We start from the raw sequence: 25271 nt of genomic DNA, 5'->3' as shown, positions 1-25271 counted from the left end.
GTTCCGGCCGGGACACGCGGAACTTCTGGCACGATGAGACGCATGTCCGAGCTCCGAACCGGCCCGCGGGACACCTGGGCCCAGGACGAGATCCCGGTTCCCCCCGATTCCTGGGGCCGTCGAGGCTCCGGCGGTGCCCTGCCGTGGGGGTTCGCGCTCGTCATCGTGGCGCTGGTGGCGGGCCGGCTGCTGCTGACCCCGCATCTGACGGCACCGGCCCTGCAGACCTGGGCCACGATCTTCGTGGCGATCTGCGTGCAGGCGCTGCCGTTCCTGGTCTTCGGTGTGGCCCTGTCGGCGGCGATCACGGCGTTCGTGCCGGCGTCGTTCTGGACCAGGGCGCTGCCGAAGAACCCGGCCGTGGCCGTGCCGGTCGCCGGGATGGCCGGGGCGGTGCTGCCGGGGTGTGAGTGCGCCTCCGTGCCGGTCGCCTCGGGGCTGATGGCGCGCGGGGTGGCCCCGGCCGCCGCGCTGGCGTTCTTGCTGGCCTCCCCCGCGATCAACCCGATCGTGCTGGTCGCCACCGCGGTGGCCTTCCCCGGTCAGCCGCTGATGGTGGCCGCCCGGTTCGGGGCCTCGCTGGTCGTGGCGGTACTGGTCGGCTGGCTGTGGCTGAGGTTCGGCCGCAGCCAGTGGCTGCGCATCCCCTCCCGCCCACAGGGCCAAGGCCCCCGGCTGGCGCAGTTCGCCGAGGCGATGCGGCACGACCTGCTGCACGCGGGCGGTTTCCTCATCGTCGGCGGGCTGGCCGCGGCCACGCTGAACGTCGTCGTCCCGCGCGAGTGGCTGACCACGATCGCCGGAGTGCCGTGGCTGGCCGTCCTGGTGATGGCGCTGCTGGCGGTGCTGCTGTCGATCTGCTCGGAGGCCGACGCGTTCGTGGCGGCCTCGATGACCGCGTTCTCCCCGACCGCGAAGCTGGCCTTCCTGGTGGTCGGCCCGATGGTCGACCTCAAGCTGATCGCGCTGCAGACCGGCACGTTCGGCAAGGCGTTCGCGCTCAGGTTCGTCCCGCTCACCTTCGTCCTGGCCGTCGGGGTGAGCGTCCTGTTCGGCTGGTGGCTCCTGTGAGACACCCCCCGGCGTCCCCGCGGACCGGCTCGGCGCGGAGAGTTGCGTCCTCCCGCTCGTGGGTCGCCGGTCGTACCGCCCGGGAGACCGTCGCGCCCACCGCGCCCGGCATGCCCGGCGCCTTCCTCACCCGTCCGTCCCGTCCACCGCGTTCGCGAGTCCGGAAGGAGTCCGCGGCCCCCGATGAACCGTGTGACACAGAACCTGGTCCTGACCCTGCTGGGCTGCGCCGTGCTGCGGATCTCGGCGTTCTCCACCACCTACCTCAACTACGTCAAACCGGGCTTCCAGCCCTTCCTGGTCGGTGCCGGAGCGGTGCTGGTGATCCTCGGGGTCGCCGGGTTGCTCCAGGCGTCCCGGACGGAGAACCGTACCGCCGAGGAGCCCGTGCCGGCCGGGCACGGCCACCTCTCGCGCGATCCGGGCGCGGCGGAGGAGCCTGCGTCCGGACACGGCCGCGACGACTCGCACGAGGAACACGGCCCGCACGGCCGCGACGACTCGCACGAGGAGGACGGCCCGCACGCCTCGCACGGGGGGCACGATCACGCCGGTGGCGGGCCCCGGGTCGCCTGGCTGCTGTGCCTGCCGGTGTTCGCGATCTTCCTGATCGCACCGCCCGCGCTCGGCTCGTTCGCCGCCTCCCGGGAGGACACCCCGCCGCCCCGCGACCAGACCCTGAGCTCGTTCACCCCGCTGACCGGTGGCACCGGCCCGGTGGACATGACCGTCGGCGAGTTCATCGGCCGGGCCTGGGACGACGACAAGAAGTCCCTCACCGGCCGCAAGGTCAGGCTGACCGGCTTCGTCTCCCCGGCCAAGAAGAAGGGGCAGTGGTACGTCACCCGCATGCAGATCGCCTGCTGCGCCGCGGACGCGTTCCCGCTGAAGGTCGCGGTCAAGGGGCTGGACGCGCCGCCGCCCGACACCTGGGTCGCGGTCACCGGCACCTGGATCCCGCAGACGTTCGGGGACATGCCCAACGGCGTGGTGTACCCGCAGCTGACCGGGGAGAGCATCACCCCGGTGAAGGCCCCCGCCGAGCCGTATGAGTAGACCGGCCCGGCTCGCCGCGGGACTCCCGGCCGTACGCGCGGGCCCGGTGGCGGGGCCGGGTCCCGGCGCCGGGCTCCGGTGGGCGTGCGCCTCGGGCGTGCGCACGGTTCCGGGTGCGCGGACGGGTAAGGGTGCTCGCGTCAGGGTGCGCGGGTCAGGGTGTGCGGGTCAGGGTGTGCGGGTCAGGTGTGGGAGGGGATCCGGTGGCACCACGGGCGGTTTCAGGTCGCGGGTGGCCCGGTGGAAGAGCCAGTAGCTCACCACCGCGACGACGAGGAAGAGCAGCCGCGCCGGGCGGGGGATGTCCAGGACGAGCAGGCCGTCGCTGAGCGAGTGCAGCACGGCCGCCGTCACGAAGGCGGCGACGACGGGAAGGGTCACCACGACGCGCCCGCGCGCCTGCCAGGTCCCGAACGCCACCGCGCAGATCAGGCCGGTCCAGACGAGGTGGCTGAACGGGGTGGTCAGGCCGCGCAGGAAGAGGATCGTGCCCGCACCGACCACCCCGCCCTCGCCCGCGACGTTCTTCCAGGCGTAGGCCATCGACTCCATGATCGCGAATCCGGTCGCGCAGGACAGCCCGAGGGCGACCCCGGCGGCCTTGGTCAGGTGGCGGCCGGTGAGGGCGACCGCGAGGGGCGGGACGAGCTTGGCGGACTCCTCGATCCACCCGACCCGCAGGATCGAGACGTCGTTCTTCGGGGAGATGAACAGCGAGTCGAGGCAGCCACCGAGCAGGAGGGCGACGCCCCCGCCGAACAGGAACATCCCCATCAGCGTCATGGCCGGCAGGCTGACGCCGATCCGGGTCCGGTCGTGGGTGGCGAGCAGGAGGGCGACGGGCCCGGCCGCGGCCCCGTAGAAGAACGCCGCGGGGAGCAACGCCTCGTTCCCGGCGGCCTGCATCACGGCGATGAGCGAGAAGGAAAGAACGATCATGGCGATCCACGCCTTGAACCATCGATGACGGTAGAAGCGTAAGTGGTCTCGCATGACAGGTAGTTCCCCGATCCGTATACCCTGGATTCGGGTGAATTGTCCATGTTTATCTAAATACCGACTCCGCGACGATGACCGCGCCGATGGCCATGAACACCACGGGCACCAGCCACCTGCCCCACCGCTCCACCAGCGCGATGACCCTCTCGTGCGACCCGAGCCAGGAGGCCGCCGCGCACCAGACCGCCACGAGCACCGCGAACACGGCGATCGTGACGGCGGTCGCCACCGTCCCGATCGTACGGAACAGCGGGGTGTAGACGGAGATGTTGTCGGCCCCGTTGGCGATGGTCACCCCCGCGATCGAGATCACCCCGGAGGCGACCCGCGGCGCCTCGTCCCCGTCGCTCCGCGCGGCCCTGACCAGCCCGCGCACCCCCAGGCCGAACGGCACCAGGCCGAGCAGCCCCACCCAGCGGTCCGGTACGACCGCCAGCCCGAGCGCGGCCGCGGCCGAGACGGCCACCAGGGCCGCGATGCCCGCGTACTGACCGGTGACGATCTGCGCGGGACGGGGGACGCCGCCCGCCCGGGACGCCAGGAAGAGCACCGTCAGGATGACGAGGTCGTCCACGTTGGTGCCCGCGAAGACGGCGACGGCCGTACCGATCGTTGAGATCACGGGCGCATTATGTCGCCTGTCCCGGCGACCGGGTCCCGTCGCCCCCGAGGGCCGGACACCCCGCGCGGCCCGGTCTCCGGGGATCAGACGTGCCGTCCTCCTCGCCGATCGGTGACCGGGTATGTTGCCCTGTGACCGGACGGCGCCGTGGCCACCCTCACGCCATGGGCGTTATGATCACTTTCATCCGCTCTCACCGGCCCCCGGAGACCGCACGTGGGCTTTTCGCCGCAGTACGGCAAGCCCTCCCGGGGCGAGACGGGGCGGGGACTGGCCGTGATACTCGTTCTGGCCCTCGGTGTGGCCATCGGAGCCGTCGTGACCATGTTCATGGTGCTCAACCCGCCCTCCTCACCCCCGACCCGGCCTTCGGCGCAGGGCGCCGACCACTCGGAGACCTCGGTCCGCCAGGCCGTGCAGCCCGCGCTCGACGCCTACGGCAGCGGCTCCTACGGTGACTTCTGGGACCTGTGGACCGCGGGGGCACAGCAGCTGATCTCCCGGGAGGAGTACGTGCGGCTGTTCACGCTCTGCCCGCCGATCGTGGCCGACTCCCCGTTCACCATCGCGTCCGTGGCGGTCACCGGTGACACCGCCCTGGTCCAGGCCACCAGGGCCGGTGGCACCACGGAGTTCGGCTTCGTCTTCGAAGGCGACTCCTGGCGGTACGAACCGCCGCGGCAGGAACGCGAGGAGTACCGCAAACCGGTCGACCAGCTCGCCGCGGAGCGGCGGACCGCCGGATTCTGCGGCACCGCCCTCCCGGACCCCGGGACCACGCCCGCCGCCCCTCCTCAGGATCCGGGGACCGTGCCCACCTCCGCCCCCCAGGATCCCGGGACCGTGCCCACCTCCGGGCCCACCTCCGGGCCCACCTCGGGAACCACGTCCGCACCCACGTCCGCGCCCCCGCTCGATCCCGGCCAGGGGGTCCCCGGCCGGCCCATGGGGTTCCCGCGATGACGGTCCCGTCCATGTCCGTGTCCATGTCCGTGTCCATGTCCGTGTCCATGTCCGTGTCCATGTCCGTGTCCATGTCCGTGTCCATGTCCATGTCCGTGTCCATGTCCGTGTCCGTGTCCGTGTCCATGTCCGTGTCCATGTCCGTGTCCGGGCCGACGGACGGGCACGACCGCCTCCGAAACGCCGGGACGGATCGCAGGACGTGGCGAGGCCCGGAAAAGGCGGAAGGTGAAGGGCCGGACCGGTCCCGGAAAGGCCGGGGAAAAGCGACGGGAAGCCCTGCCGTACCGGCCGTCGAAGTCACGGAGAAGTGCTGTCATGATCGGCGATTCACGGCTACTGTCGAACGCATGGCCCACTCCATGCCGGCCTGGCGAGACGGCACAGGATCGGAAAGACCATCGGCGAATGATCGTGCGGCGACCGGACAGGAATCCGGTCCGATCCCGCTCTGGCTGGCCCATCTCCGGCTCGGTGAGGAACGGAAGGCGAACGGCACGGCGGCCTCCGAAACCTCTATCACCATAGAGTTGGATAAAGCAGATTATGAGGCACTTTCCCGTAAGGCACGGCTGACCGGAAGCCGGATCGCCGACGTGATCCACGCGGCCGTCCAGCGGGAGATCGGCAACAAGCCCCACGTGATCACGCTGATGCACCGGTGGAACCTGCACCGCGAGGACCTCGACAGGGCGGCCGGCTCTCTCGGGGTCGATCCGCTCTCCGAGAGGGAGTGGGACCAGATCGGCGTCCGTGGCTTCCGGAGGGGCTGAACCATGCTTCCCGGTCGAGTGCTCGACGTGAGCGCCCTGGTCGACATCGCGGTGGCGAAGACCGAGTACTCCAGGAGCGTCGCCGCCATGTGCCTCTTCCGCGGCGGCGGGATATGCGTCCCGGCGACCAGCCTCGCGGCCGTGCTGTCCATCTCCCCCATCTCCACCCAGGTCGAGCTGTTCGAACTCGTCACCACCCCCGGCGTGAGGATCGACGACTTCACCCACGGGAAGGTCGGGGACATCGCGGAGATCCTCGACGGATCGCGCGACGTCACGGCCGGGCACGTGGTCTGGTGCGCCCGGGCCACCAGGTGGCCCATCCTCACCGACCGCGGGTCGGAACTCGTCCAGTACGACCGGCACATCGAGATCGATCCGCTGCCCTGACGGCCGATGATCGTGATTTCTTCGGGAAAACGATGGAAACATCACGTCCGCAGGGTGATTTCCGGCCCGGCGGCTTCACACTGGAAGAGTGACATTCGAGACCAGGCGCATCAAGTTAGACATTCCTGATCAATCGGAATACGACCAGGTACGCGATATGCACGGCCACGTCGTCACCGTCTTCGCGTCCACGGAGATCAACGGCGAACGCTCGCTGAAAATCGGCAGCCGGACATTGCTGCTGAGAAAGGTGGGGGTGGACGAGGACGATGAGGGGCCGATGGACGTCTACCGGGCCGAGTCCATTTCCGAACCCTCGTACTGACCGGGGCTCCCGCCCCGCCGCACCGGCCCCGCACCGGTCCTCCCGCGCGACAGCGGCGTCCTTGCGCGGAGGGAGGCGGAGGGAGGTGGAGGGAGTACGCCGCTCCCGACGGGGGAACCTGGTGAGGGAAACACGCATCTCCCTCAAGTCCACCCGGATCAGGCCGTCCAGCACGAGGAGCACCGACCCGATGCGCATCACCTTCGCCACCGAGGCCGCTCCAGGCCGGCGGAACGAGGACTTCGTCGGCACGACACCCGAGGTCTTCGTGCTCCTCGACGGCGCCGGCACCCCGGATGGATCGGGCTCCGGGTGCATCCACGGCGTCGGCTGGTACGTCCGCTCCCTCGGCTCGACCCTTCTGGCGGGCATGGTCCAGGACAACGGAACGCTCACGGAGATCCTGGGAAACGGCATCAAGGCCGTCGCCTCCCTCCACGACTTCGTCTGCGACCTGACCCACCCCGGTTCGCCGTCGGCCACGGTGGTCATGGTCCGCCGTACCGGTGACGAGCTGGAGTACCTCGTCCTGGCCGACTCCGTGCTCCTCCTGGACCTGGTCGGCGAGGCCGAGCCGACGGTCGTCTGCGACGACCGGGAGGCGCTGGTCGGCAGGACGCACCGGTCGGTCCTGGACACGCTCGCCCACGGAAGCCCCGACCACGTCACCGCGCACCGCGAGTACGTGGAGACCATGCGCGGCCACCGCAACCGCGAGGGCGGCTTCTGGGTCGCCGCCGTCGATCCGCTCACCGCCGAGCGGTCGCTCACCGGCACGCTCCCTGCCGACCGGGTACGCGCGATCGCCCTGCTGAGCGACGGCGCCTCCCGGCTGGTGGACCGGTTCGGCCTGGCCACCTGGCGCGAGGTCCTCGACATCCTGGAGGGGCCCGGTCCCGGCGAGCTGATCCACCGCGTCCGCGAGGCCGAACGCACCGACCCCCTGGGGTCCCGCTGGCCCCGGACGAAGGTCCACGACGACGCGACGGCCGCCTACTGCCTGTTCGGCTGACCATCGGCCCGCGCGGGCGTCCCGGCCCGCTCGAACCATCCGGGCCTGCTCGAACCGCCCCGGTCGTCCGAACCGTCCCGGCCCGTTCGAACCATCCCGGCTCTGAACCGTCCCGGCCTCGAAGCGTCCCGGCCTGTCCGGCGGGAGAGGTCTTGACGGACGGCGCGGACGGTGGAGACTGATGCGGTGTTCAAGACGCTGTGTCCCCAGGACTACAACGAGGTGCTCCACGTCGGGCACTACTTCCGCACCGGTGTGCCCGTGGTGATGGACCTGACCGGAGTGCCGGACGGTGAGGCCAAGCAGTTCGTCGACTTCGCCGCCGGCCTGGTGTTCGGCAGGGGCGGGGACATGGACCGCCTGTCGCCCAAGGTGTTCCTGCTGATGCCCCGCGGGATGGCGCGACGACCGCCGGCCCCCGAGCCGTCGGCGGCCCCGCCCCCGGACGTCACCGGGACGCCGTAGCGGGCGCCCCGACGGCGACGCCGCCCGCCTCACCCGGGAAAAGGGCGAGGCCGACGGCGTTCGGAGCGGTGCGATCGCCCCTAGAGGATGCCGATGTTGCCGTAGTCGAGGAACATCCCGCTCCCCACCCCGTCCCCGATCCCGCTTCCCGTTCCGTCCCCGATCCCGATCCCCAGCCCGTCCCAGGGGTCGCAGGGGGACGTCGTCGCGTGAGCCGGACCGGCGGCCAGCAGCGGCGCGGCCAGGACGGCGCCGAGAGCGATCAACCCGGCGGCGATCGTGGTGCGGTTCATCGCGGTCTTCTCCTTCGGACGAGGGCGGCCCGCTGCGGGTCGCCTCCCCATTGCTGTGGGCACTCATACGACTACCTGGAGCGGCCCTGTTCAACTCGGGGAACCATCCGGGCAGGCGACCGTGTTCGGGGCACTTCCGCAGCTGTCCGGCCCGGACCGGGAGGGGAGACGGCTTCCGCTATGTGCCGAACGCGCGTTCCCCTTCGGGCCACACTCTGCCGGGAGGAACCGGCACGACCCCGGAGGGTACGGTCGATCCGGTCGGCGACGCGGTTAGTCCCCATCTCCTGCCATCGGCCGGAGAACCTGGAGCCCTACCTTTCTCGTACCCCCGTGGGTCCGGCCCCCGTGGACGGGACGCGGAGGCACGGACGCCTACTTGTGGTGCGCGATCTGGATGAGGTTGCCGCAGGTGTCGTCCAGGACCGCGGTGGTGACCGGGCCCATGTCCAGCGGCTCCTGGGTGAAGCGCACCCCGAGCCCGCGCAGCCGTTCGAACTCGGCGTGCACGTCGTCCACGGCGAAGGAGGTGACCGGGATGCCGTCCTCGACCAGCGCCGTCTTGAACGGCCTCACCGCGGGGTGCTCGTCGGGCTCCAGCACCAGTTCGGTCCCGTCGGGGTCGTCCGGTGAGACGACGGTCAGCCACCGGTGCTCGCCCAGCGGGACCTCGGTCTTCTTCACGAAGCCCAGTACGTCGGTGTAGAAGCGCAGGGCCTTGTCCTGGTCGTCGACGAAGACGCTGGACAGATGGATCCTCATGAGGTGCCTTCCGGTGTGCCCGGCCTGAGCCACCGGTTCACGATGTGCTCAAGCGGTTCGGTGTTCAGGTCGTGGAACTTGTAGCGGCCCTGGCGTCGCGAACGGACCAGGCCTGCGGACTCCAGTACCGCCAGGTGCTGACTGATCGCCTGACGGGTCAGGCTCAGGCCGTGCCTGCTCACCAGCCGTGTGCAGATCTCGAAGAGGGTCTGGCCGTCCCGTTCCACCAGCTCGTCGAGGATGTGCCGGCGGGTGGGATCGGACAGCGCCTTGAAAAGGTCTTCCGCCACACCCCCAGCATAGGCAAGTCACCACTTGCCTAACAAGAGGCAAGTGGAAACTTGCCTGTCGTGTTCGTCGAGCCCGGCGGGAGGAACGGCCCCGCGATGAGGCCGAGGACGACCTCCGGGACGCGTCCCGGCGACGTGACGGCCATCCGGTCCTCGCGCGGACCACGTCCTCAGCCGTGGGTACGGCGGCGGAACAGCCAGACGGCGAAGGTGAACGAGCAGACCAGCAGGCCGACGCACCAGGCGAGCGCGATCTGGCCGGTGCCGCCGATCGGGGTCCCGGTCAGCAGGCCCCGGACGGTCTCGATCACCGGGGTGATCGGCTGGTTCTCGCTCACCGCGTGCAGGAACGACGGCATGGTGTGCGTCGGCACGAACGCGCTGCTGAGATAGGGCAGGAACAGCATGAGGAAGCTCAGCGTGCTGGCCGACTCGACGGATTTGGCGATCACGCCGAGCCCCGCCGCCAGCCAGGACAGCGCGAGCACGTAGAGCAGGAGCAGGCCGGCCGCCATCGCCCAGTCGGCGACCGTCGCGTCGGGGCGGAAGCCCATCACGACGGCGGCGCCGACGACCACGGTGGTGGACAGCAGGTTCCGCGCGACGCTGGCGACGACGTGCCCGGTCAGGACGGCCGAGCTGCGGATCGGCAGCGAGCGCAGCCGGTCGACCATGCCGCTGGTCATGTCGTGCGCGACGGACATCGCGGTGGCCGAGGCCCCGTAACCGGTGCACAGCAGGATGATGCCGGGCACGACGTAGTTGATGTACTCGGTGCCGGTGTTGATGGCCCCGCCGAAGACGTTGACGAACAGCGCCATCATCAGCAGCGGCAGGACGATCGACATGATCAGCGTGTCGACGTTGCGGCGGCTGAGCCGGACACTACGGCCGATCATGGTCAGGGAGTCGCTCACGGCGTTGCGGGTGCCGCCGTGCACGGTGGTGACGGTCATGGTGGTGGTCCTTTCGGGAGCCGGTCAGACCTGGGCGGGGGTCCGGCCGATGGCGGTCAGGGAGAGGAAGACGTCGTCCAGCGTCGGCCGGTGGGAGGACACCGTGACGGGCGGCACGCCCGCGATCCGCAGGTCGTCCAGCACCCGGTACAGGTGCTCGGCACCGCCGTCGGACGGGACGCCCAGCACGAGCGGGTCGGTGCCGCGCGGCACGTCGAACAGCGCGGCGGCACGGGCCGCGTCGGCCTCCGCGGCGAACCGCAGGTCGAGCCGGTCCCCGCCCACCTGGGACTTCAGCGCGTCGGCCGTACCGGACGCGACGACCTTGCCACCGTTGATCAGCACGATCCGGTCGGCCAGCCGGTCCGCCTCCTCCAGGTACTGCGTGGTGAGGACGATCGTCGTCCCCGACGCGACCATGTCCTTGATGGCGTCCCACATCGTCGTCCGGCTGGACGGGTCGAGACCGGTGGTCGGCTCGTCGAGGAAGATCACCTTCGGCTGGGAGACCAGGCTCATCGCCAGGTCCAGCCGGCGGCGCATGCCGCCGGAGTAGGTCTTGACCCGCCGGTTCATGGCGTCCACCAGCTCGAACCGCTCCAGGAGCTCCGTGGCGCGGCGGCGGGCGGCGGGGGCGCCCAGGTGCATCAACCGGCCGATCATGACCAGGTTCTCCCGGCCGGTCTGCTCATCGTCCACGGCGGCGGACTGGCCGGTCAGGCTGATGACGCCGCGCACCCCGGTCGCCTCGCGCACGACGTCGTACCCGGCGATCCGCACGCTGCCCAGGTCGGGCCGCAGGAGCGTGGTCAGGATGCGGACGGCGGTGGTCTTCCCCGCGCCGTTCGGGCCCAGCAGCGCGAAGACCGTGCCCTCCTCGACGTGCAGGTCCACCCCGTTCAGGACCTTGGTGGATCCGAAGGCCTTGTGCAGGCCGGTCGCCTCGACGATCACTCTCACTCCTCGGGTACGGTGACGGTATTGCGTATCTCATACGCCTAAAAGCGTAGACCATACGCATAGGAGAGTGGAAGGGTGTTCCTAGACTGTTTCCGTGCTCGTGACGAGAGGGACCGGATGACCGACGACATCGAACTGTCCGCCGAGGTGACCCTGCTGTGGGGGCTGCGCGAGACGGTACGGCGGGGGCGCAGGCCGTCCCTCACGATCGCCGACATCACCCGGGCCGCGGTCGAGGTGGCGGACGCCGAAGGGCTGGCCGCGGTGTCGATGTCCAGGATCGCCGCCCAGCTCGGCAACTCCACGATGGCGCTGTACCGCTACGTGAAGAGCAAGGACGAGTTGCTCCTGCTGATGGCGGACGCGGCCCTGGACGACCCCCCGGACCTGCCGGACGACGTGGACTGGCGGACCGGGCTGACCCTGTGGGTCAAGGGCGCGCTGACGGTGCTGCGCCGGCACCCCTGGGCCGCGCAGATCCCGATCAGCGCGCCGCCGATGGGACCGAACAACCTCTGGTGGTTCGACCGCGCGCTGCACGCGCTCGGCGGCACCGGCCTGGAGGAGGAGGACAAGGTCGGGATCGTGATGGGCCTGCTGACCTTCCTGCACGGCGAGCTCCGGCTGAGCATCGACCTGTCCGCGGGCTACACGGAGAACCCCGAGGCCTTCGGCCGCCAGTACGGCGCGGCACTCGCCCGCGTGGTGGACGCGCGGCGCTTCCCCGCGCTGAGCAGGGCGATCGCCTCCGGGATCTTCGCGGGCGAGGTCCACTACGACGAGGAGACCGAGAGGGCGTTCGCGCTGGGCCTCTACCTCGACGGGGTGGCCGCGTTCATCGAGCACAGGACCGCCGGGCGGCCGTGACACAGGGGCCATCTGAATTCGGGAGGGATCGGAGCGGCGGTGAAGCCGCACGGCGTCACCGCCCCGTGAGCGTCACGCCTCCCGCGCGGGTCCACGGCGGGTGGTCACCGGGAAGTACGCGGGAGTTCAAGGGCTCGTAGGGGTATGTGCCGCCGGGCGCACGCCTTTTACTGGGCTGCGTCCTCTCCCCGATCCGCGCGCTCACCGGGCCGCGTCCCCGGTGCCGGAGCGCGTCCCCGTACCGGAGCGCGTCCCTTCACCGATCCGCGACCCTTCACCGGACCGCGTCCCTTCATCGGACCGCGTTTCCGAAGGTCGCGCTCGCCGACCAGAACGGAGCAGTCATGCCCGGACCCCTCACCGGAAAAGTCGCCCTCGTCACCGGTGGATCACGCGGCATCGGTGCCGCCACCGCCCACGCCCTCGCCGATGCCGGCGCCGACGTCGCCATCAGCTACCTCGGTTCGGCCGACAGGGCGCAGCGGATCGCCGGCGACCTCAAGGCCACCGGGGTCCGTACCGGCGCCTACCGTGCCGACCAGGGGGACGTCGACCAGGTCGCCGCTCTGATCGGCGACGTCGTCGCCGACTTCGGGCACCTCGACATCCTGGTGAACAACGCCGGCACTCCCGCCGGTGGCCTGATCGACGACCCCTCCACCGACCACCGCGCCCTCGACCGGCAGTTCACCGTCAACGCCGGTGGCGTACTGGCCACGATCCGTGCCGCCGCCACGGTCCTGCGCGCCGACGGCCGCATCATCACCGTCGGCTCGGTGCTGGCCGCCCGCGCCGGTTACCAGGGCGTCGCCGACTACGCCGCGGCCAAGGCCGCGGTCACCGCCTACAGCAAGGCCGCCGCCCGCGACCTGGCACCCCGCGGGATCACGGTCAACGTCGTCCAGCCCGGTTCGATCGAGACGGACATGAACCCCGCCGACGGCCCCTACTCCGACGCCCAGCGCGCCGCCAACGCCATGGGACGCTACGGCCGTCCCGAAGAGGTCGCCGCGGGCATCGCCTTCCTCGCGGATCCCGGCGCCTCCTTCATCACCGGCGCCGTGCTGGACATCGACGGCGGCTACCTCGCCTGAGCCCCGGACGCCTCACCGGGCACCGGCCCACGGCGGGGTCCGGCACGCTGCGGCGAGGTCCGGCGTGATTCGGAGGGGCTCAGTGCGGTTCGACCCGGCCCAGCGAGGTTCAGCGCGGTTCGACGCTTCGGTCCGGTTCGGTGTGGAGGACATCGAGAGGTCGGCCTCGTCGGCTCTCGCGGCGATCACTATGGTGACGTCCATGGACGTACAGGGGTCTGTTCTCTCGTTCGCCCTGATAGTGGGACTGCTCACGATCACGCCCGGTCTGGACACGGCCCTGATCCTGCGCACCTCGCTTCTCGCCGGCAGAAGGTCGGCCTGGGCCGTGGTGCTCGGCATCCAGGCCGGCACGCTCCTGTGGGGTCTTCTGACGGCCGCCGGCCTGTCCGCCCTCCTCGCGACCTCCCGCCTCGCCTACGAGACGCTGCGCTGGGCGGGTGTCGCCTACCTGCTGTGGATGGGGGGCCAGATGCTCTGGCAGAGCCGCAGAGGTCATGCCGGCGACGCGGCCGCACCCGAGCCCCAGGCCGACGGGTGGTGGCAGGCATTCCGCCGCGGCCTGCTGACCAACGCGCTCAACCCGAAGGTGGGCGCGTTCTACGTCGCGATGCTCCCCCAGTTCATCCCGGACGACGTGCCCCACGCCGCGATGGGCGTCCTGCTGGCGAGCGTCCACGTGGCCGAGGGGCTGGTGTGGAGCGTCCTGCTCATCGGGTTCGCCGGCCTGGTGCGCGACTGGTTGCGCAGGCCGTCGATCAAGCGTGGCCTGGACCGGCTCACGGGCGTCATCGTGATCGGATTCGGTCTGCGGCTGGCGACGCAGCAGTCCTGATCGGACCGGCCGCGGACGGCGAGGCGGCGCTGATCGAACTCGACGCGGGCGGGACGGAGCCCGCCGCATGCGCCCCCCTCCGCCGGTTCCTCACCGGCCGGACGGCCGCTCGCCGACGCGGGCGCCGTCTTCACCCGGTCTGCCCGAAAGCCCCTTTCCGGAGTCGTTTGAATACTTATGATCAACTCCGGGCGGTACCGGATGGCACCGCCATCGCCTTCAGAAAGGGGCACGAAGCCCTTGTCTCGCAATCTCATCCTCACCCTGTGCCTGGGTGCAGCGGTCGCCGTCGGTTCGGCTCCCGCGGCCCTGGCCGACCAGCGGCACGACCTGGACACGACCGCCTCGTGGCACCGGCCGGCCGACCTCGTCGTCCCCGGTGACGACTTCCACCCCGAGAGCGTCGCGGCGACGCGGGAGGGCACGGTGTTCGCCGCCAGCATCGTGACCGGCGAGATCGTCCGGTTCCCCGCCGGATCCACCACCGCCCGGACGTTCGTCCCGGCCGACGTGAACCTCGGGACCGCCGGGGTGCTCGCCGACGACGACCGCGGCGTCCTTTGGGCGTGCGGGATCGACCTGTCGTTCCAGACCCCCACCCTCCTGCAGGCGTTCGACCTGTCGTCCGGGGCCCTGAAGGCCGCGTACACCCTGCCGGACGGTGGCGTCTGCGCGGACATCACCCTGGCGAGGAACGCCGTCTACATCACCGACACGACCAACCCGACGGCCACCCCGCAGCCGCCCGGTCGCATCCTCAAGCTGACGACGCCCAGCCCGAGGAGGGCGACCGGGGGCACGCTGTCGGTGTGGTCGAAGGACCCCGCCCTCACGAACGGAGCCGGACTGCAGATCAACGGCATCGCCTTCGACGGCGCGCGCTCGTTCTACACGACCAACTACAGCAGCGGAGAGCTGATCAAGGTCGGCATCGCCGCCGACGGATCGGCGCTTCCGGCCGAGGTCATCGACCTGGGCAGGCGATTCGTCACCCCGGACGGCATCCGGATGCTCGACCGCACCCGGCTGCTGGTCACGGAGAACCCGGGGCCGCTGAGCGTGGTCGACGTGCGCGCCCGCACCGTGAAGGCGGTGGACGCCACCCTCGACCAGCCCAGCTCCGTGGTGAAGGCCCGGCACGGGATCTACGTGGCCGAGGGTCAGATCCCGCGGCTCCAGACCGGTCAGCAGCCGAACCTCCCGTTCACGCTGCGCTGGCTGCCGACGCCGTAGTCGCCGGCAGGGTGTCGCGTGGACCGCAGCAACACGGAGGCACCGCCGTCGGGCCACCGGGAGTTCCGACCCGGTGAGCCCTGACTCCCGAACCGCATGACCGTTCATGCGCCGAAGAGGCTCCGGAGCCACCGGGGCCTCTTCTGCTTTCCCGGGTCCGGCTCGCGACGCGGCGTCGTCCGTCTCCGTCGAGGTGAGGATTACATCCGTGTCCGCGCGTACTCGTGCAGCGCGTCGCGGACGAACGCCGCCCCCTCGACGCCGTCGTACATGGCGGCGAAGCGGGGATCGTCGACGTACATGTGGCCCAGGCACCGGACCATCTCGATCGACCGCTCCCGGTCCCCCTCGGCCGTGGGGGTGCCGGGGATCTCGCTCAGCCACTCCACGTGCCGGGCGGCCATCGACTGCGCGCGTTCCGACGCCGGACGGGCCCCGGCCTTCCACGCGGCGACCCACGCGGCCACGAGGTCGTCGCCGGACCGTTTCCAGGCCAGCTGCTCGTCGAGGCTCTTGCCGTGCCACCAGTCGTTGCTCGCCTGGAAGGCGTGCTCGCCCCAGCGCGAGACGACCTCGTCCCGGTAGAGGTCGTTGAACCCGGCGAGCATCACGTCCGCGCCCGGCTCGGTACCGGCCAGCATGGCCTCAAGGGTGTGGCGCGCCGCCTTGATCTGCCGCTCGATCCGGTCCCGCTCGCCCTCCAGCGCGGCGATGTGCGCCCGCAGCCCGTCACGCTCGTCCACCTCCTCGGCCAGGACCTCGGCGATGGCCGGCAGGCCCAGGCCCAGCCTGCGCATCAGCAGGATCCGCTGCAGCCGGGCGACCGCTCCGGGACCGTAGAACCTGTACCCGTTCTCGCCCACCCGGGAGGGGGGCAGAAGCCCGATGCGGTCGTAGTGACGCAGGGTACGGCGCGTGACGCCCGCCCTGACCGCCAGCTCGTGGATCATCCACTCCATCGTCCGCTCTCCTCGTCACGGTCTGCCGATCGAGTGTCCCCCATCTCCGCGTCCGGCCGCCGGTCAGCCCCTGTGACGGAGCGCCGTGGTGATGATCTCCGAGCTGTCGGCGTGCAGGGCCTGTGCCGCCGTCCGTCCCGTCACCGCCAGGTAGGTGTCGACCAGCCTGTTGCCGACGGCGTATCCGGCCCCGGTCGGCAGGCCCACCGGGGTGGCGCCGAAGCGCTCCGCGCTGGCGTCGCCGTGCACCCAGGCCGTGAAGTTCTCCATGCCGGTCACGCCGAGTCCGGACACCACCTTGTCGAAGACCGCCTCGTCGCGCAGGTGCGGCACGCCGATGCGGGTGTGGCCGAGCTCGTCGCCGTAGATCCCGCGGGCGAACGCGTCGGCCAGGCCCTCCGAGACCACGTGCTCGCCGACCGTGACGGTCATCGGGTTCCACACGACCCCACCGGGGCCGTAGCGCAGGTTGTGGTTGAGCTCGTGCACGGCGGTGGCCTCCAGCCGTTCCACGTTCTCCGGGAAGGGCCACAACGTGATCATGATGTAGCCCGAGAACCCGCCGTTCCCGGTGACTCCCAGGCAGGGGCCCATGAAGTGGGCGTCCTCGGGATCGCCGAGCACGAACAGCACGGTGATGTCCGGGACCTCCAGCCCCGGTGTCGCCGCCGACTGCAGGGCGAGGGCGTCGTCGAGGGCACGCTGCATCCGCTCCCACGCCCCGGCCGCCGCCAGCGTCTCGAGCGCGTCGAGGCAGCGCTCCTCGTCGCGGTCGAGGGGGAATCCGGACGCCATCCGGTGCATCGCCGCCAGGTCGACGTCCCCGGGGAAGTAGCGGTACATGCCCCTGACGGGCTCCAGCATCGAGCACAGCAGGGCGACACGATCCGCGGCCGGGGCCCGCAGGATCCGCTTCATGGCGGAGTAGGTGTCGAGAACGGTGATGGTCATGCGCCCGACGCTAAAGGGTGACGTAACGGCAGGGTCAACCGAACGGGCGACACGACCGGGCGGGTGCCGCGCACCTGGCCGACGCCGCGTACCGTCGCGGTGAAGGTCCGTCCCGACCAGGAGCGCTTCGTCTCACCGGTGGTGAGGTCGCTGGCCGATGCCTACGTCCACCCCACGACGGCCTGGCCGCGCCTCGTCCTCGACGGCGACCGTCCCGTGGGCTTCCTCATGGCCTTCCTGGACATCGACTGGGACGGTGAGGGCGTGGACTTCCGGTCCGGCCTGTGGCGCCTCAACGTGGCCTCCGACGCGCAGGGACGCGGCGTCGGCCGCTTCGCCGTCGAGTCGGTGGCCACCGAGATCAGGCACCGCGGCGGCACGAGGATGTACGTCACGTGGGAGCCGGGAGAGGACGGCCCCGAGGGCTTCTACCGGAGGCTCGGGTTCCGGCTCACCGGGGAGAAGAGCGAGGGCGAGACGGTCGGGGTGCTGGACCTGACGCCTGTTCCCTCCTGACGTCCTGCTCGCGTACCGGCCGGATCCCGGCCGTCCGTGCACGAACGGGCCCGGCCGTCGCATCCGCCGCATCCGCCCATGCGGAGACGGGAGCGATGTGGCCGCCTCGTCGGGGAGGGCTCACGGCCGGGCGATGTGCCCCTCCAGCGCCGAACGGACCGGCGTGGCCGGGCGCCGGAGAAGGTCCTCCCGATCCGGTCCGGTCCGGTCCGGTGGTGGAGAACTCCCCGCGGCGTGCCGCGTGGAACATGCCGAGCAGCATGTCCGCCCGGTCCGCGGGCACACCGTGGCCGACCGTCGTGGCCGTCCGCTCCGCGTCGCGGCGCCCCCTTCGAGGAGATCGTCCACGGCGCCACGGACACGGCTCACGACGCGTGCCGGCGATCGCGGACACGCCCCGCCGTCGTTCCAACCGAGACACAAGTGGATCGCCAGTGAGCCCTGTGATGCTCCGCCAGGTAAGCGAAAACGCATCGCAGGAGACACGCATATGAGGAAGAAGAAGACCTTGTCCGCCGCGGCGGCCGCCCTGACCGCCCTGGCGGCCATGGGCGTGGCGGCTCCCGCACCCGCGTCCGCCGCGGCCGTGAAGATCGAGATCGTGCCCGCCCACAGCGGGAGCGTATGGGAGGACTTCGAGGCGTCGTTCACCTGCCCGACGAACATGGTGCTCACCGGCCGCTCGCACTACGGCGACGAGGGAGGCCGCACCACCTACTACTGCAGCTTCATCCTCATCGAGGGTGAGCAGGCCAGGGTGTACATGAGCGACTGGACCCGTCCTCAGAAGGAGAACAGGTCCGACTTCAGCGCCCCCGACCACCAGGCGGTCGTCGGCAGGTGGCACGAAGGCGACGAGAACGGCGACACGAAGTACCGCACCGCCACCATGTCCTGGCGGGGCAAGCAGGTGCTGCTGGCCAACGGCGACATCAGCGTTCCGTACAAGGAGAGCGGTCACATCTGGCAGGCCGTGGGCAACACCGTCATGACCGGCCGCAAGCACACCGGGGACGAGAACGGCACGACCTACTACCGGTTCGCCACCGTAACCGTCACGGGCTGACCCACCGGCCGCCGCCGGCATCGAGCGGCGGCGATCCCCTGACCATCACGCCTGGCGGTACAACCGGCCAGGCCAGGCCGTTCCCGACGCGGCTCTCGTCCTTCGACACCCCGGGGAACGGCCGGACTCTCTTCGATCCTCGCCGCCCCGCGCGTGAGCACACTTCGAAAGGAACAGAAGACGATGAGAACGTACGGCAAAGCCCTGTCCGTCGCCGCCGTGGCCGCCGTCCTGTCGGCCACCACCATGGCCTCCCCCGCCTCGGCGGCGACGATCAGGATGGAACGCACCTACAACGAGACCGTCTGGGAGGACGGCGCCCAGTTCACCTGCCCGCCGAACATGGTAATGACCGGCCGCTCGCACTACGGCGACGAGAGCAGGCAGACCACCTACCACTGCAGCCGGATTCTGATCAACGAAGAGCAGGTCGAGGTGCATTCCGGAGACTGGACCCGCCGTCAGTGGGAGGCCAGGTCCGACTTCAGCGCCCCCAACAACCAGGTGATCGTCGGCAGGTGGCACGACGACGACGAGAACGGCGACACGAGGTACCGCACCGCCGCGCTGTACTGGCAGGGACGGCAGGTGATGCTGATCAACGGGGACAGCACCGGTGCGTACACGGAGAGCAGCCACACCTGGCTGGCGGATGACGGCAAGGTCATGACCGGGCGCGCCCACTACGGGGACGAGAACGGCAAGACCTGGTACCGGTTCGCCACCGTGTCGTTCACGGGCTGATCTCCCCGCCGTACCGGCCGGCCGTCCGGACCCTGGCGAGGCCGGGCCGGGACGGTCGGATCGAAGGGGTACGGGGCCCGAAACACCGTGGCCCCACCACGACGAAGGCCCGTCAGGGGATCCACCCGGCGGGCCTGGAGCGGACGTGACGCCCAGGGTCCACGTACCGCGTCCGTGGAGACGCCGAGATCACCGACCGCAGGACCGGTGATGCGCGGACCGTACGATCGATCATGCATCGAAGAGGTTCCGGGACCCCTGCCCACAGCTTCTCGATCCCCGATCAGCGCGGCTCGTGTCGCAGATCAGCCCTTTCCCGCCGGCGGAAGTTTCTTCCTTCCCCCTCTTGACCCGCTCCCCAGGCCGTCCGAGACCATGTCGATCATGTGGTTCCTCCGCTTCCTCGCCATCGGGCTCCTCGGCGGGACCGTGATGATCCCGCTCCTGCACTCCCCACGGGGCGACGGATTCGAGCATCTGCGCCTGGATGCGATCGTGAGCCTGGAGATCGGCTGGTTTCTCACGGTCCCGGTCTCACTGGTGATCGGAGCCTGGAGGGTCAGCTTTTTCAGCAGGCGGCCCCGCTCGGCACCTCCGGGCTTCGTCCTGGGAGGGGTCACCGTCGCGTTCGGAGCCCTGGTCCTGTCGCAGGCGATGGCCGCGTCACGTTGGCTCAACGGCTCACCTGACGGGGTCGGCGATCCGGACGGCGAGTACGTCATGGCGGCGTTCGCCGAGCTGTCGGGAGTGGTGACCCTGCTCGTCGGCGCGGCGATCCTGATCGATCGGGGTGTCGCCGTCCGGCATTCGCGGAAGGGGGTCGTCCCTGCGTCCACGAGCCGTTGATCGATGGAAAGCACCGGGAAAGTGAGCGGTTCGAACTCCTGGCGTCCTGCTTGCACATCGGTTCGATCTCGGATCCTACGGCTCGCGAGCTGGGCGAAAGACTTCCAGCGAGATCGGTTCTGGCAGGAGGCCGGTCTCCCTGCGACATGTCGCCCATCCCAGGCGGACGCCGCCCCGCTGATTTACTCTCCGGAGTGTGGTCGCGACTGTGGTGTTCGACATAGGTGAGACGTTGGTTCGTGATGACCGCTACTGGGGGTCTTGGGCAGACTGGTTGAATGTTCCTCGCCACACCATGTCCGCCCTGGTCGGCGCGGTGACAGCGCTTGGCATGGACAACGCAGAGGCGATCCGCATCCTTCGGCCCGGTATCGACCTGCGCGCGGAGCGCCAGGCTCGCGAAGAGGCCGGCCGCGGTGAGCACCTCGATGAGACCGATCTGTACCCCGACGTGCGGCAGGGGCTGCAGGCCCTGCGTGACGCGGGACTTCGCGTCTGTGTCGCGGGGAACCAGACGCGCAGAGCCGGCGATCTTCTGAGAGCGCTGTCGATTCCTGCCGACATCATTGTCACCTCGGAGGAATGGGGCGTCGCGAAACCTGCTCCCGAGTTCTTTGAGAAAGTTCTTCGGCTTGCCGACGCACCTGCTCATGAAACCGTGTACGTAGGTGACCACCCTGCGAACGACATCATTCCCGCGAAAGCATTCGGTCTACGCACATGTGTAATTCGACGCGGCCCCTGGGGGCACTTGTGGGGAAACGACATGACCACCCTGGATGCAGCGGACTGGCAGATCGACAGCATTACGCAACTCTCTCCGCTACTAGCCGGAAGTAAGCGCAGAGATGGCTCGCCCAGCTCTTAGAAGCAGCGTCGGAGAGCGCATCGCTGCGATTCGCAGCGCGCGCCGCATGTATCAGGCCGATCTCGCTCGGGCGGCCAACGTCTCCATCAGCATGCTCCGAAAGATCGAGCAAGGCACGCGCGTACCCAGCGATCACATGCTGGACGCCATCGCCGCAGCCCTGGGTGTTGATCCATCGCGCCTACTGGGGGATTCTGGTCGCCTCGACAGCCGCGTCCATGACGCGATCCCTGCCCTACGCGAGGTCATAGCCGCCTACGACGTCCTCGACAAGGGACCGGTGCGTCCCTTGCCCGCGCTCCGCGCGTCTGTTGCCGACGCAGTTCAGAAACGTCTGAGTGCTCAATATGTACTGCTGTCACAGAACCTTCGCGAGCTACTCGGCGAACTCATCCGCGGGGCTCACACGGCGGCTGATCCTGACAAGTTCGCAACGCTACTCGTCGCCGCTTACCGAGCTTCTGACGCGGTCGCTTACAAATACGGCTACCTGGATTTGTCGGCCCGGCTGATCGAGTTGATGCGTCAAGCCTCGGCCACCGCAGAGGACCCTCTTCTGAGCGCCTCGACAGCGTATGTTCGTACCGAGATTTTCTTCGCCGCCCATGCGTACCAGGCGGGTCTGCGTGCCATCGAGTCGGCGATTGACCGCCTGCCGGAAAAGGCGGAGCGCTCACGCCTTGGCGTCCTGGGGGCCCTGCACATGCGAGCGGCCGTCGTCGCGGCGCGAGCAGCCGACGCCGACGCTGCCGTGACCCACCTGGGCGAGGCACGGCGACTCGGCGATCTGATTCCCGAGGACATCTACTACGGCACCGCGTTCGGCCCTTGCTCGGTCCGCGTCCACGAGATATCCGTCGCATTGGGCCTCGGAGACCGTCACCTCCACCTCGCCCTCACCTTGGGCGCCACCTGGTCGCCGCCTCTGAGCATGCCGGCCGAACGCCGCAGCGGCTTCTTTATCGACCTGGCCAGAGCGCAGCTGTGGGCCGGCCTGAAGGACGCGGCGTTCGAGTCGTTGAGGACGGCCCGCCGAATCGCGCCGCAGCACACCCGAGAGCATCCGTGGGTTCGCGAGGATGCCGAGACGCTGCTACGCCTGCACCGCGCCGGCAGCGAAACCCTGGTCGGTTTCGCCGAATGGGTCGGCGTGATCTGACAACCACTTCAGTGACACAAGGTGTGGCACTTCACTGATTCTCCGCGAAGCACCATGGGACCGTCCGAGCCAGAGCGTAGGCGAGCGGTGACAGCCCGTCGCCATGCGCAAAAGCGGAGCCCGCAAGTGCTGACACACCGTACGGGCTCCTTGATCAGGAAGCGAGTCCTGACCCGTGATTCACCATAGTGCTCCGGTTCTCGACCGGACTACAGCATGTAGCTGCTTCGCCGACGCGCCGCCCATGCCGATGGGTTGTGCCGCCTGCGGGCACGCCCCCTACGCGCACGGCTGCCCCGGCCAGGCCGCCGATCACGAGTACGTCCAGCCGTCCGCCGAGCTGATGGACGAGCGCCTCGACGCGCGCCGCCGACTCGGCCTCGGCCTCGGCCGGGCCCTGCCGACGTTCGGGCCCGTCCGCGAGGTCACCGCGCGGCCGACGCTCGTTCCCGCTCCCCGCCGGGCCGAGCCCGAGGCGGCACCGTCGCGCACCCGGCCCGCCGGCCGCACCGACCTCCGCCGCCCGGCCGCTCCCGGCGGCGTACGCCCGCACCGGCCGGTCGAGACACGCGCCGACCGTGCGCTCCGCCTGGCCCTCGCCCGCGACCCCCTCTCCCGGCGACGGGCCCGCGCCGCGGCCCTCGCGCTCCCCCCGACCGGCGCCGGCACTCCGCCCCCGCGCCCCGGGGAGCCACTCGACCGGCCACCGCTCACCCTGTTGCCGCTCCCGCCCGAGCATCGGCACCAGCCCCTCCGGCCTGGGCACGCCGTCGCCCTCGGCCGGAGCCACCTCCCGGACGCCGTCCCGCCCCGACGGTACGAGCCCTCCCGGCAGGGAACCGCGGCATGAACGCGACCCTGTCCCTAGACGGCACCCCCATGAGCAGGCGCGGCGGCGGTCATGCTTCCCACGCGGACGCCGCCGCGCCCTCGACCATCGCCCAGGCCGCGGCACAGCGGTTCGCCGCCAGACGCCGCGCCGAAGAGCTGGCCATCGAGCTGGCCCGTCACGACATCTCGGCCGACGTCCACGAGCTGGCCTCCGGCCGGGCCGCGGTATCGATCTACTACGGACTGGTGGCCTTCACCGACGGCCAGGAGATCCGGTGGACCTCCCCGAAGCCCTCCCGCCGGGGCAGGCCGGTATCCGTCGCGGAGGCGACGATGGCCGCCGCGGTCGACCGGCTCGTCCACGACCACCGGATCCTGCGCTCCCGCCCGCTCACCGACGTGCTGGGCAGCGAACTTCCGCTGCTGGCCGACGTCCTCACAGCTGACCATGTTGTCCCGCGATGACGCCCTGGCGGCGCGAGCCGCCCGGCAGGTACAGAAGCACGCGCCGACCTGGCTGGTCTTCTGGAGCCTGCACAACCAGCGCTTCGAGGCGTGGGAGCTCACCGACCCGGCCCGCTGCCGCATCGTCCACGCCACCGGCGCCGGTGAACTGCGGGACCGGATGCAGCAGGTGGACCTCGACCTGTGGCGGACCCGACCTCAAGGCGATCAGCCGCCCACGCCCGTTGTGGCCGATCACCCGGGTCCGCCACTTCCGGTGGCCCCGGGACTCACCCCCTCAGTCGGCCTGCCCCCGGGCCGACCGGTACGAGTCCCGGGGCCACGTCACTCCTCGCGGGAAGGAGCCCGGCTGTGATCCCGCCCAACGGCACACCGGCGGCCGACCGGCTGAGCGCGGCCACCTGGCGGCCCGCCGCCGTGACCGTCCTGCAGCGGCTCCGCACCGAGCTGCACGCCTACCGGACCTGTCCCGCGATCACCTACGACGGCGGGCAGCCGCGCCTCGTGGTCAGCGACAAACTGACCGTATGGGCCGACCGCGCCGGAACCGTATTCTCCTGGGGACCCTCCTTCACCGAGGAACCCGCCGGCCACGCCCCGGCCGACGACCCGGCACGGGTCGCACGCCGACTCGCCGAACTGCTCGGCGAGCACCACACCGAGCCGAAGGCGGCTCCATGAGCAGCGTGGCGGTACGGCGACCGGCCTCTCGTACCGTCACGCCTTCCACTCCCGCAGGCGGAGGCGCGCAGCCGGCCGGGTCGCCGCCAGGAGGGCCGCCCGCGGGATAGTGCGGTGCCCTCTCCAGGGGCGGCGAGGGCACCGCGCAATTCCTATGGCCGTTTCGTTTCCGACGGGACCCGAGTGCGGTGCGTGAGTTCCGGCGGACGGCCGAGGCTCGACGCGGTGGCCGGTGCAGGGCCGGCTGAGGAATCACCGCCGGCGTCGCCTTCGAGCGTGAACCGGCACGATCTCCTCGTCACTCGTGCGGTTGGAAGGTGTCGGGGCCGGAGGGCCGGCCGCCGACGGTGGCGACGATCTCGGCGGCCAGGTCGCGGATCTTGAGGTTGCGGTTCTGGGAGGCGCGGCTGAGCAGGGAGAAGGCGTCTTCGGGCGGGCAGCGCTGCTGGGCCATCACGATGCCGATCGCCTGGTCGATGACGCTGCGTGAGGCGAGGGTGGCGCGCAGGTCGGCGTTCAGCCTGGACTGATCGGCCATGCGCAGGCTCAGCGCGACGGCGCCGGCGGCGGTGCCGGCGAACACGCTCATCCGGGCTTGGACGTCGTCGTCGAAGGCGCCGGGGTGGGTGTTGTAGAGGTTGTAGCCGCCCACCTGGCCGCCCGGGCCCATCAGCGGCAGCGACAGGCAGCTGCGCACGCCGTGGGCGAAGGCCTCGGTGCAGAACGAGCGCCAGCGCGGCTCGGTGGAGGTGTCGGTGATGTGGTTGGCCTGCCCGGTGGCCAGGGTGTCCAGGCACGGGCCCTCGCCGGTGCGGTACTGGATCTGATCGACGGCCAAGGTGAGATCGTCGCTGCTGGCGATCGTCACGGCGCGCTCGTTACGCACGACGGTGAGACCGCACATGCTGCCCTCGGGCAGCGCGGCCACGGTGGCCACGGTCAACTCGTGCAGGAATCCCTCGAAGGTGTCGGTCGCCACCAGCAGCGACAGCAATCCGTCCGACCAGGTAGGACCGGAGGGGGAGGTCAACGGCGAAGACATGGCTCGCCCGCGATTTTCCGGGGCTGCGCCCCACCGGTCACCGGCGACGAAACGTCTGACCGACGTGTACGAAGTGCCTGCGGTGACTTCCCCAGCTTTGCACGCCGGTGATGATGCTCACGCCAATGGGGTGGGTATGGTGGAGGTCGGTCCAGAGACGCGGCCTCCTTCCGCCAT

General features: G+C 70.4%; 32 protein-coding genes. 22 read left to right on the top strand and 10 right to left on the bottom strand.

All coding sequences use genetic code 11. The features are described from left to right. Nucleotides 1-42: 42 nt before the first annotated feature. Together ACZ6RT_RS25025 and ACZ6RT_RS25020 are read left to right on the top strand one after the other, a co-directional pair. Nucleotides 43-1071 (top strand): permease, encoded by a 1029-nt coding sequence (locus ACZ6RT_RS25025; RefSeq protein WP_470156468.1) that lies wholly within the window; start codon nucleotides 43-45, stop codon nucleotides 1069-1071. 183 nt (nucleotides 1072-1254) lie between these two features. Then, nucleotides 1255-2127, top strand: a complete 873-nt coding sequence (locus ACZ6RT_RS25020; protein WP_470156467.1) for a TIGR03943 family putative permease subunit — start codon at nucleotides 1255-1257, stop codon at nucleotides 2125-2127. 168 nt (nucleotides 2128-2295) lie between these two features. On the opposite strand, the gene ACZ6RT_RS25015 is transcribed toward ACZ6RT_RS25020, so the two are convergent. Both ACZ6RT_RS25015 and ACZ6RT_RS25010 read right to left on the bottom strand, forming a co-directional pair. Continuing rightward, on the bottom strand, nucleotides 2296-3120 hold the full coding sequence (locus tag ACZ6RT_RS25015; protein WP_470156465.1) for a PrsW family glutamic-type intramembrane protease: 825 nt from the start codon (nucleotides 3118-3120) through the stop codon (nucleotides 2296-2298). Between the two features lie 52 nt (nucleotides 3121-3172). Next, on the bottom strand, nucleotides 3173-3748 hold the full coding sequence (locus ACZ6RT_RS25010) for a cadmium resistance transporter (protein ID WP_470156463.1): 576 nt from the start codon (nucleotides 3746-3748) through the stop codon (nucleotides 3173-3175). 276 nt (nucleotides 3749-4024) lie between these two features. Between ACZ6RT_RS25010 and ACZ6RT_RS25005 the strand changes: the two genes are divergently transcribed. The 6 genes from ACZ6RT_RS25005 (at nucleotide 4025) to ACZ6RT_RS24980 (ending at nucleotide 7676) form a co-directional block, all read left to right on the top strand. Continuing rightward, nucleotides 4025-4711 (top strand): hypothetical protein, encoded by a 687-nt coding sequence (locus tag ACZ6RT_RS25005; protein ID WP_470156462.1) that lies wholly within the window; start codon nucleotides 4025-4027, stop codon nucleotides 4709-4711. A gap of 350 nt (nucleotides 4712-5061) precedes the next feature. Next, nucleotides 5062-5484: a hypothetical protein gene (locus ACZ6RT_RS25000; protein WP_470156460.1), complete on the top strand. Its 423-nt coding sequence runs from the start codon at nucleotides 5062-5064 to the stop codon at nucleotides 5482-5484. A 3-nt stretch (nucleotides 5485-5487) separates the two neighbouring features. Continuing rightward, nucleotides 5488-5874, top strand: coding sequence for a hypothetical protein (locus ACZ6RT_RS24995; protein WP_399190604.1), 387 nt, complete (start codon nucleotides 5488-5490; stop codon nucleotides 5872-5874). An 88-nt stretch (nucleotides 5875-5962) separates the two neighbouring features. Beyond that, nucleotides 5963-6199, top strand: a complete 237-nt coding sequence (locus tag ACZ6RT_RS24990; RefSeq protein WP_399190602.1) for a hypothetical protein — start codon at nucleotides 5963-5965, stop codon at nucleotides 6197-6199. 121 nt (nucleotides 6200-6320) lie between these two features. Then, nucleotides 6321-7211 carry a protein phosphatase 2C domain-containing protein gene (locus tag ACZ6RT_RS24985; protein ID WP_470156457.1) on the top strand — a complete coding sequence of 297 codons (891 nt, stop codon included), beginning with the start codon at nucleotides 6321-6323 and terminating at the stop codon, nucleotides 7209-7211. Nucleotides 7212-7397: 186 nt separating this feature from the next. Beyond that, the gene (locus ACZ6RT_RS24980; RefSeq protein ID WP_344891985.1) at nucleotides 7398-7676 is read left to right on the top strand and encodes a cell division protein SepF; all 279 of its coding nucleotides are present in this window, start codon (nucleotides 7398-7400) and stop codon (nucleotides 7674-7676) included. Nucleotides 7677-7756: 80 nt separating this feature from the next. Here ACZ6RT_RS24980 and ACZ6RT_RS24975 read toward each other — a convergent pair whose 3' ends face one another. The 5 genes from ACZ6RT_RS24975 to ACZ6RT_RS24955 all read right to left on the bottom strand — a co-directional run bounded on the left by ACZ6RT_RS24975 (nucleotide 7757) and on the right by ACZ6RT_RS24955 (nucleotide 10937). Further along, entirely contained in the window at nucleotides 7757-7969 is a 213-nt protein-coding gene (locus tag ACZ6RT_RS24975; protein ID WP_399190598.1) for a hypothetical protein, read from the bottom strand. A gap of 375 nt (nucleotides 7970-8344) precedes the next feature. Then, nucleotides 8345-8731 (bottom strand): VOC family protein, encoded by a 387-nt coding sequence (locus tag ACZ6RT_RS24970; RefSeq protein WP_399190596.1) that lies wholly within the window; start codon nucleotides 8729-8731, stop codon nucleotides 8345-8347. Beyond that, nucleotides 8728-9021: an ArsR/SmtB family transcription factor gene (locus ACZ6RT_RS24965; RefSeq protein WP_399190594.1), complete on the bottom strand. Its 294-nt coding sequence runs from the start codon at nucleotides 9019-9021 to the stop codon at nucleotides 8728-8730. Before ACZ6RT_RS24965 ends, ACZ6RT_RS24970 begins: the two co-directional genes overlap by 4 nt. A 170-nt stretch (nucleotides 9022-9191) precedes the next feature. After that, entirely contained in the window at nucleotides 9192-9977 is a 786-nt protein-coding gene (locus tag ACZ6RT_RS24960) for an ABC transporter permease (protein WP_399190592.1), read from the bottom strand. A 24-nt stretch (nucleotides 9978-10001) separates the two neighbouring features. Then, nucleotides 10002-10937, bottom strand: coding sequence for an ATP-binding cassette domain-containing protein (locus ACZ6RT_RS24955; RefSeq protein WP_470156454.1), 936 nt, complete (start codon nucleotides 10935-10937; stop codon nucleotides 10002-10004). A 117-nt stretch (nucleotides 10938-11054) separates the two neighbouring features. On the opposite strand from ACZ6RT_RS24955, the gene ACZ6RT_RS24950 reads away from it, so the two are divergent. From ACZ6RT_RS24950 to ACZ6RT_RS24935, 4 genes are all read left to right on the top strand, one after another. After that, nucleotides 11055-11804: a TetR/AcrR family transcriptional regulator gene (locus tag ACZ6RT_RS24950; protein ID WP_399190588.1), complete on the top strand. Its 750-nt coding sequence runs from the start codon at nucleotides 11055-11057 to the stop codon at nucleotides 11802-11804. Nucleotides 11805-12148: 344 nt separating this feature from the next. Beyond that, nucleotides 12149-12898, top strand: a complete 750-nt coding sequence (locus tag ACZ6RT_RS24945; RefSeq protein ID WP_470156451.1) for an SDR family NAD(P)-dependent oxidoreductase — start codon at nucleotides 12149-12151, stop codon at nucleotides 12896-12898. Nucleotides 12899-13100: 202 nt separating this feature from the next. Continuing rightward, nucleotides 13101-13733: a LysE family translocator gene (locus tag ACZ6RT_RS24940; RefSeq protein WP_470156449.1), complete on the top strand. Its 633-nt coding sequence runs from the start codon at nucleotides 13101-13103 to the stop codon at nucleotides 13731-13733. Between the two features lie 240 nt (nucleotides 13734-13973). Further along, the gene (locus ACZ6RT_RS24935) at nucleotides 13974-14966 is read left to right on the top strand and encodes an SMP-30/gluconolactonase/LRE family protein (protein ID WP_470156447.1); all 993 of its coding nucleotides are present in this window, start codon (nucleotides 13974-13976) and stop codon (nucleotides 14964-14966) included. Between the two features lie 200 nt (nucleotides 14967-15166). Here ACZ6RT_RS24935 and ACZ6RT_RS24930 read toward each other — a convergent pair whose 3' ends face one another. Both ACZ6RT_RS24930 and ACZ6RT_RS24925 read right to left on the bottom strand, forming a co-directional pair. Continuing rightward, nucleotides 15167-15925, bottom strand: coding sequence for a MerR family transcriptional regulator (locus tag ACZ6RT_RS24930; protein ID WP_470156446.1), 759 nt, complete (start codon nucleotides 15923-15925; stop codon nucleotides 15167-15169). 63 nt (nucleotides 15926-15988) lie between these two features. Continuing rightward, complete coding sequence (locus tag ACZ6RT_RS24925; RefSeq protein WP_470156444.1) at nucleotides 15989-16876, bottom strand: DUF2268 domain-containing putative Zn-dependent protease; 888 nt, start codon at nucleotides 16874-16876, stop codon at nucleotides 15989-15991. Between the two features lie 63 nt (nucleotides 16877-16939). On the opposite strand from ACZ6RT_RS24925, the gene ACZ6RT_RS24920 reads away from it, so the two are divergent. From ACZ6RT_RS24920 to ACZ6RT_RS24875, 10 genes are all read left to right on the top strand, one after another. Continuing rightward, on the top strand, nucleotides 16940-17392 hold the full coding sequence (locus ACZ6RT_RS24920) for a GNAT family N-acetyltransferase (RefSeq protein ID WP_399190576.1): 453 nt from the start codon (nucleotides 16940-16942) through the stop codon (nucleotides 17390-17392). Between the two features lie 490 nt (nucleotides 17393-17882). Then, nucleotides 17883-18458 carry a hypothetical protein gene (locus ACZ6RT_RS24915; protein ID WP_399190572.1) on the top strand — a complete coding sequence of 192 codons (576 nt, stop codon included), beginning with the start codon at nucleotides 17883-17885 and terminating at the stop codon, nucleotides 18456-18458. Nucleotides 18459-18641: 183 nt separating this feature from the next. Then, on the top strand, nucleotides 18642-19202 hold the full coding sequence (locus ACZ6RT_RS24910; protein WP_470156442.1) for a hypothetical protein: 561 nt from the start codon (nucleotides 18642-18644) through the stop codon (nucleotides 19200-19202). Nucleotides 19203-19586: 384 nt separating this feature from the next. After that, entirely contained in the window at nucleotides 19587-20048 is a 462-nt protein-coding gene (locus ACZ6RT_RS24905; protein ID WP_470156440.1) for a hypothetical protein, read from the top strand. Between the two features lie 196 nt (nucleotides 20049-20244). Further along, a complete protein-coding gene (locus ACZ6RT_RS24900; protein ID WP_470156438.1) occupies nucleotides 20245-20916 on the top strand; it encodes an HAD family hydrolase in 672 nt (223 codons plus the stop codon). Continuing rightward, a complete protein-coding gene (locus ACZ6RT_RS24895) occupies nucleotides 20897-22075 on the top strand; it encodes a helix-turn-helix domain-containing protein (protein ID WP_470156436.1) in 1179 nt (392 codons plus the stop codon). The genes ACZ6RT_RS24900 and ACZ6RT_RS24895 overlap by 20 nt, the downstream gene beginning before the upstream one ends. 244 nt (nucleotides 22076-22319) lie before the next feature. Beyond that, nucleotides 22320-22925 carry a hypothetical protein gene (locus tag ACZ6RT_RS24890; RefSeq protein ID WP_470156435.1) on the top strand — a complete coding sequence of 202 codons (606 nt, stop codon included), beginning with the start codon at nucleotides 22320-22322 and terminating at the stop codon, nucleotides 22923-22925. Next, nucleotides 22922-23371: a hypothetical protein gene (locus tag ACZ6RT_RS24885; protein ID WP_470156433.1), complete on the top strand. Its 450-nt coding sequence runs from the start codon at nucleotides 22922-22924 to the stop codon at nucleotides 23369-23371. The genes ACZ6RT_RS24890 and ACZ6RT_RS24885 overlap by 4 nt, the downstream gene beginning before the upstream one ends. After that, nucleotides 23355-23726, top strand: a complete 372-nt coding sequence (locus tag ACZ6RT_RS24880) for a hypothetical protein (RefSeq protein ID WP_470156432.1) — start codon at nucleotides 23355-23357, stop codon at nucleotides 23724-23726. Before ACZ6RT_RS24885 ends, ACZ6RT_RS24880 begins: the two co-directional genes overlap by 17 nt. After that, a complete protein-coding gene (locus ACZ6RT_RS24875) occupies nucleotides 23723-24052 on the top strand; it encodes a hypothetical protein (RefSeq protein WP_470156430.1) in 330 nt (109 codons plus the stop codon). The genes ACZ6RT_RS24880 and ACZ6RT_RS24875 overlap by 4 nt, the downstream gene beginning before the upstream one ends. 298 nt (nucleotides 24053-24350) lie before the next feature. Here ACZ6RT_RS24875 and ACZ6RT_RS24870 read toward each other — a convergent pair whose 3' ends face one another. Then, the gene (locus ACZ6RT_RS24870) at nucleotides 24351-25094 is read right to left on the bottom strand and encodes a GAF and ANTAR domain-containing protein (RefSeq protein WP_470156428.1); all 744 of its coding nucleotides are present in this window, start codon (nucleotides 25092-25094) and stop codon (nucleotides 24351-24353) included. Between the last annotated feature and the right edge of the window lie 177 nt (nucleotides 25095-25271).

This window comes from Streptosporangium sp. NPDC050148 (assembly GCF_055586505.1).
Note: the sequence above shows the minus strand (reverse complement) of the source record. Positions and strands in the feature narration are given on the sequence as shown.

Coding starts and splice junctions, on each gene's coding strand:
- ACZ6RT_RS24910 (WP_470156442.1), top strand. CDS start 18,642: ATGAGAACGTACGGCAAAGCCCTGTCCGTCGCCGCCGTGGCCGCCGTC.
- ACZ6RT_RS24885 (WP_470156433.1), top strand. CDS start 22,922: ATGAACGCGACCCTGTCCCTAGACGGCACCCCCATGAGCAGGCGCGGC.
- ACZ6RT_RS24960 (WP_399190592.1), bottom strand. CDS start 9,977: ATGACCGTCACCACCGTGCACGGCGGCACCCGCAACGCCGTGAGCGAC.
- ACZ6RT_RS25020 (WP_470156467.1), top strand. CDS start 1,255: ATGAACCGTGTGACACAGAACCTGGTCCTGACCCTGCTGGGCTGCGCC.
- ACZ6RT_RS25000 (WP_470156460.1), top strand. CDS start 5,062: ATGGCCCACTCCATGCCGGCCTGGCGAGACGGCACAGGATCGGAAAGA.
- ACZ6RT_RS24870 (WP_470156428.1), bottom strand. CDS start 25,094: ATGTCTTCGCCGTTGACCTCCCCCTCCGGTCCTACCTGGTCGGACGGA.
- ACZ6RT_RS24930 (WP_470156446.1), bottom strand. CDS start 15,925: ATGGAGTGGATGATCCACGAGCTGGCGGTCAGGGCGGGCGTCACGCGC.
- ACZ6RT_RS24970 (WP_399190596.1), bottom strand. CDS start 8,731: ATGAGGATCCATCTGTCCAGCGTCTTCGTCGACGACCAGGACAAGGCC.
- ACZ6RT_RS24940 (WP_470156449.1), top strand. CDS start 13,101: ATGGACGTACAGGGGTCTGTTCTCTCGTTCGCCCTGATAGTGGGACTG.
- ACZ6RT_RS24945 (WP_470156451.1), top strand. CDS start 12,149: ATGCCCGGACCCCTCACCGGAAAAGTCGCCCTCGTCACCGGTGGATCA.
- ACZ6RT_RS24995 (WP_399190604.1), top strand. CDS start 5,488: ATGCTTCCCGGTCGAGTGCTCGACGTGAGCGCCCTGGTCGACATCGCG.
- ACZ6RT_RS24950 (WP_399190588.1), top strand. CDS start 11,055: ATGACCGACGACATCGAACTGTCCGCCGAGGTGACCCTGCTGTGGGGG.
- ACZ6RT_RS24895 (WP_470156436.1), top strand. CDS start 20,897: ATGGCTCGCCCAGCTCTTAGAAGCAGCGTCGGAGAGCGCATCGCTGCG.
- ACZ6RT_RS25025 (WP_470156468.1), top strand. CDS start 43: ATGTCCGAGCTCCGAACCGGCCCGCGGGACACCTGGGCCCAGGACGAG.
- ACZ6RT_RS24905 (WP_470156440.1), top strand. CDS start 19,587: ATGTGGTTCCTCCGCTTCCTCGCCATCGGGCTCCTCGGCGGGACCGTG.
- ACZ6RT_RS24890 (WP_470156435.1), top strand. CDS start 22,320: ATGCCGATGGGTTGTGCCGCCTGCGGGCACGCCCCCTACGCGCACGGC.
- ACZ6RT_RS24915 (WP_399190572.1), top strand. CDS start 17,883: ATGAGGAAGAAGAAGACCTTGTCCGCCGCGGCGGCCGCCCTGACCGCC.
- ACZ6RT_RS24975 (WP_399190598.1), bottom strand. CDS start 7,969: ATGAACCGCACCACGATCGCCGCCGGGTTGATCGCTCTCGGCGCCGTC.
- ACZ6RT_RS24925 (WP_470156444.1), bottom strand. CDS start 16,876: ATGACCATCACCGTTCTCGACACCTACTCCGCCATGAAGCGGATCCTG.
- ACZ6RT_RS25015 (WP_470156465.1), bottom strand. CDS start 3,120: ATGCGAGACCACTTACGCTTCTACCGTCATCGATGGTTCAAGGCGTGG.
- ACZ6RT_RS24880 (WP_470156432.1), top strand. CDS start 23,355: ATGTTGTCCCGCGATGACGCCCTGGCGGCGCGAGCCGCCCGGCAGGTA.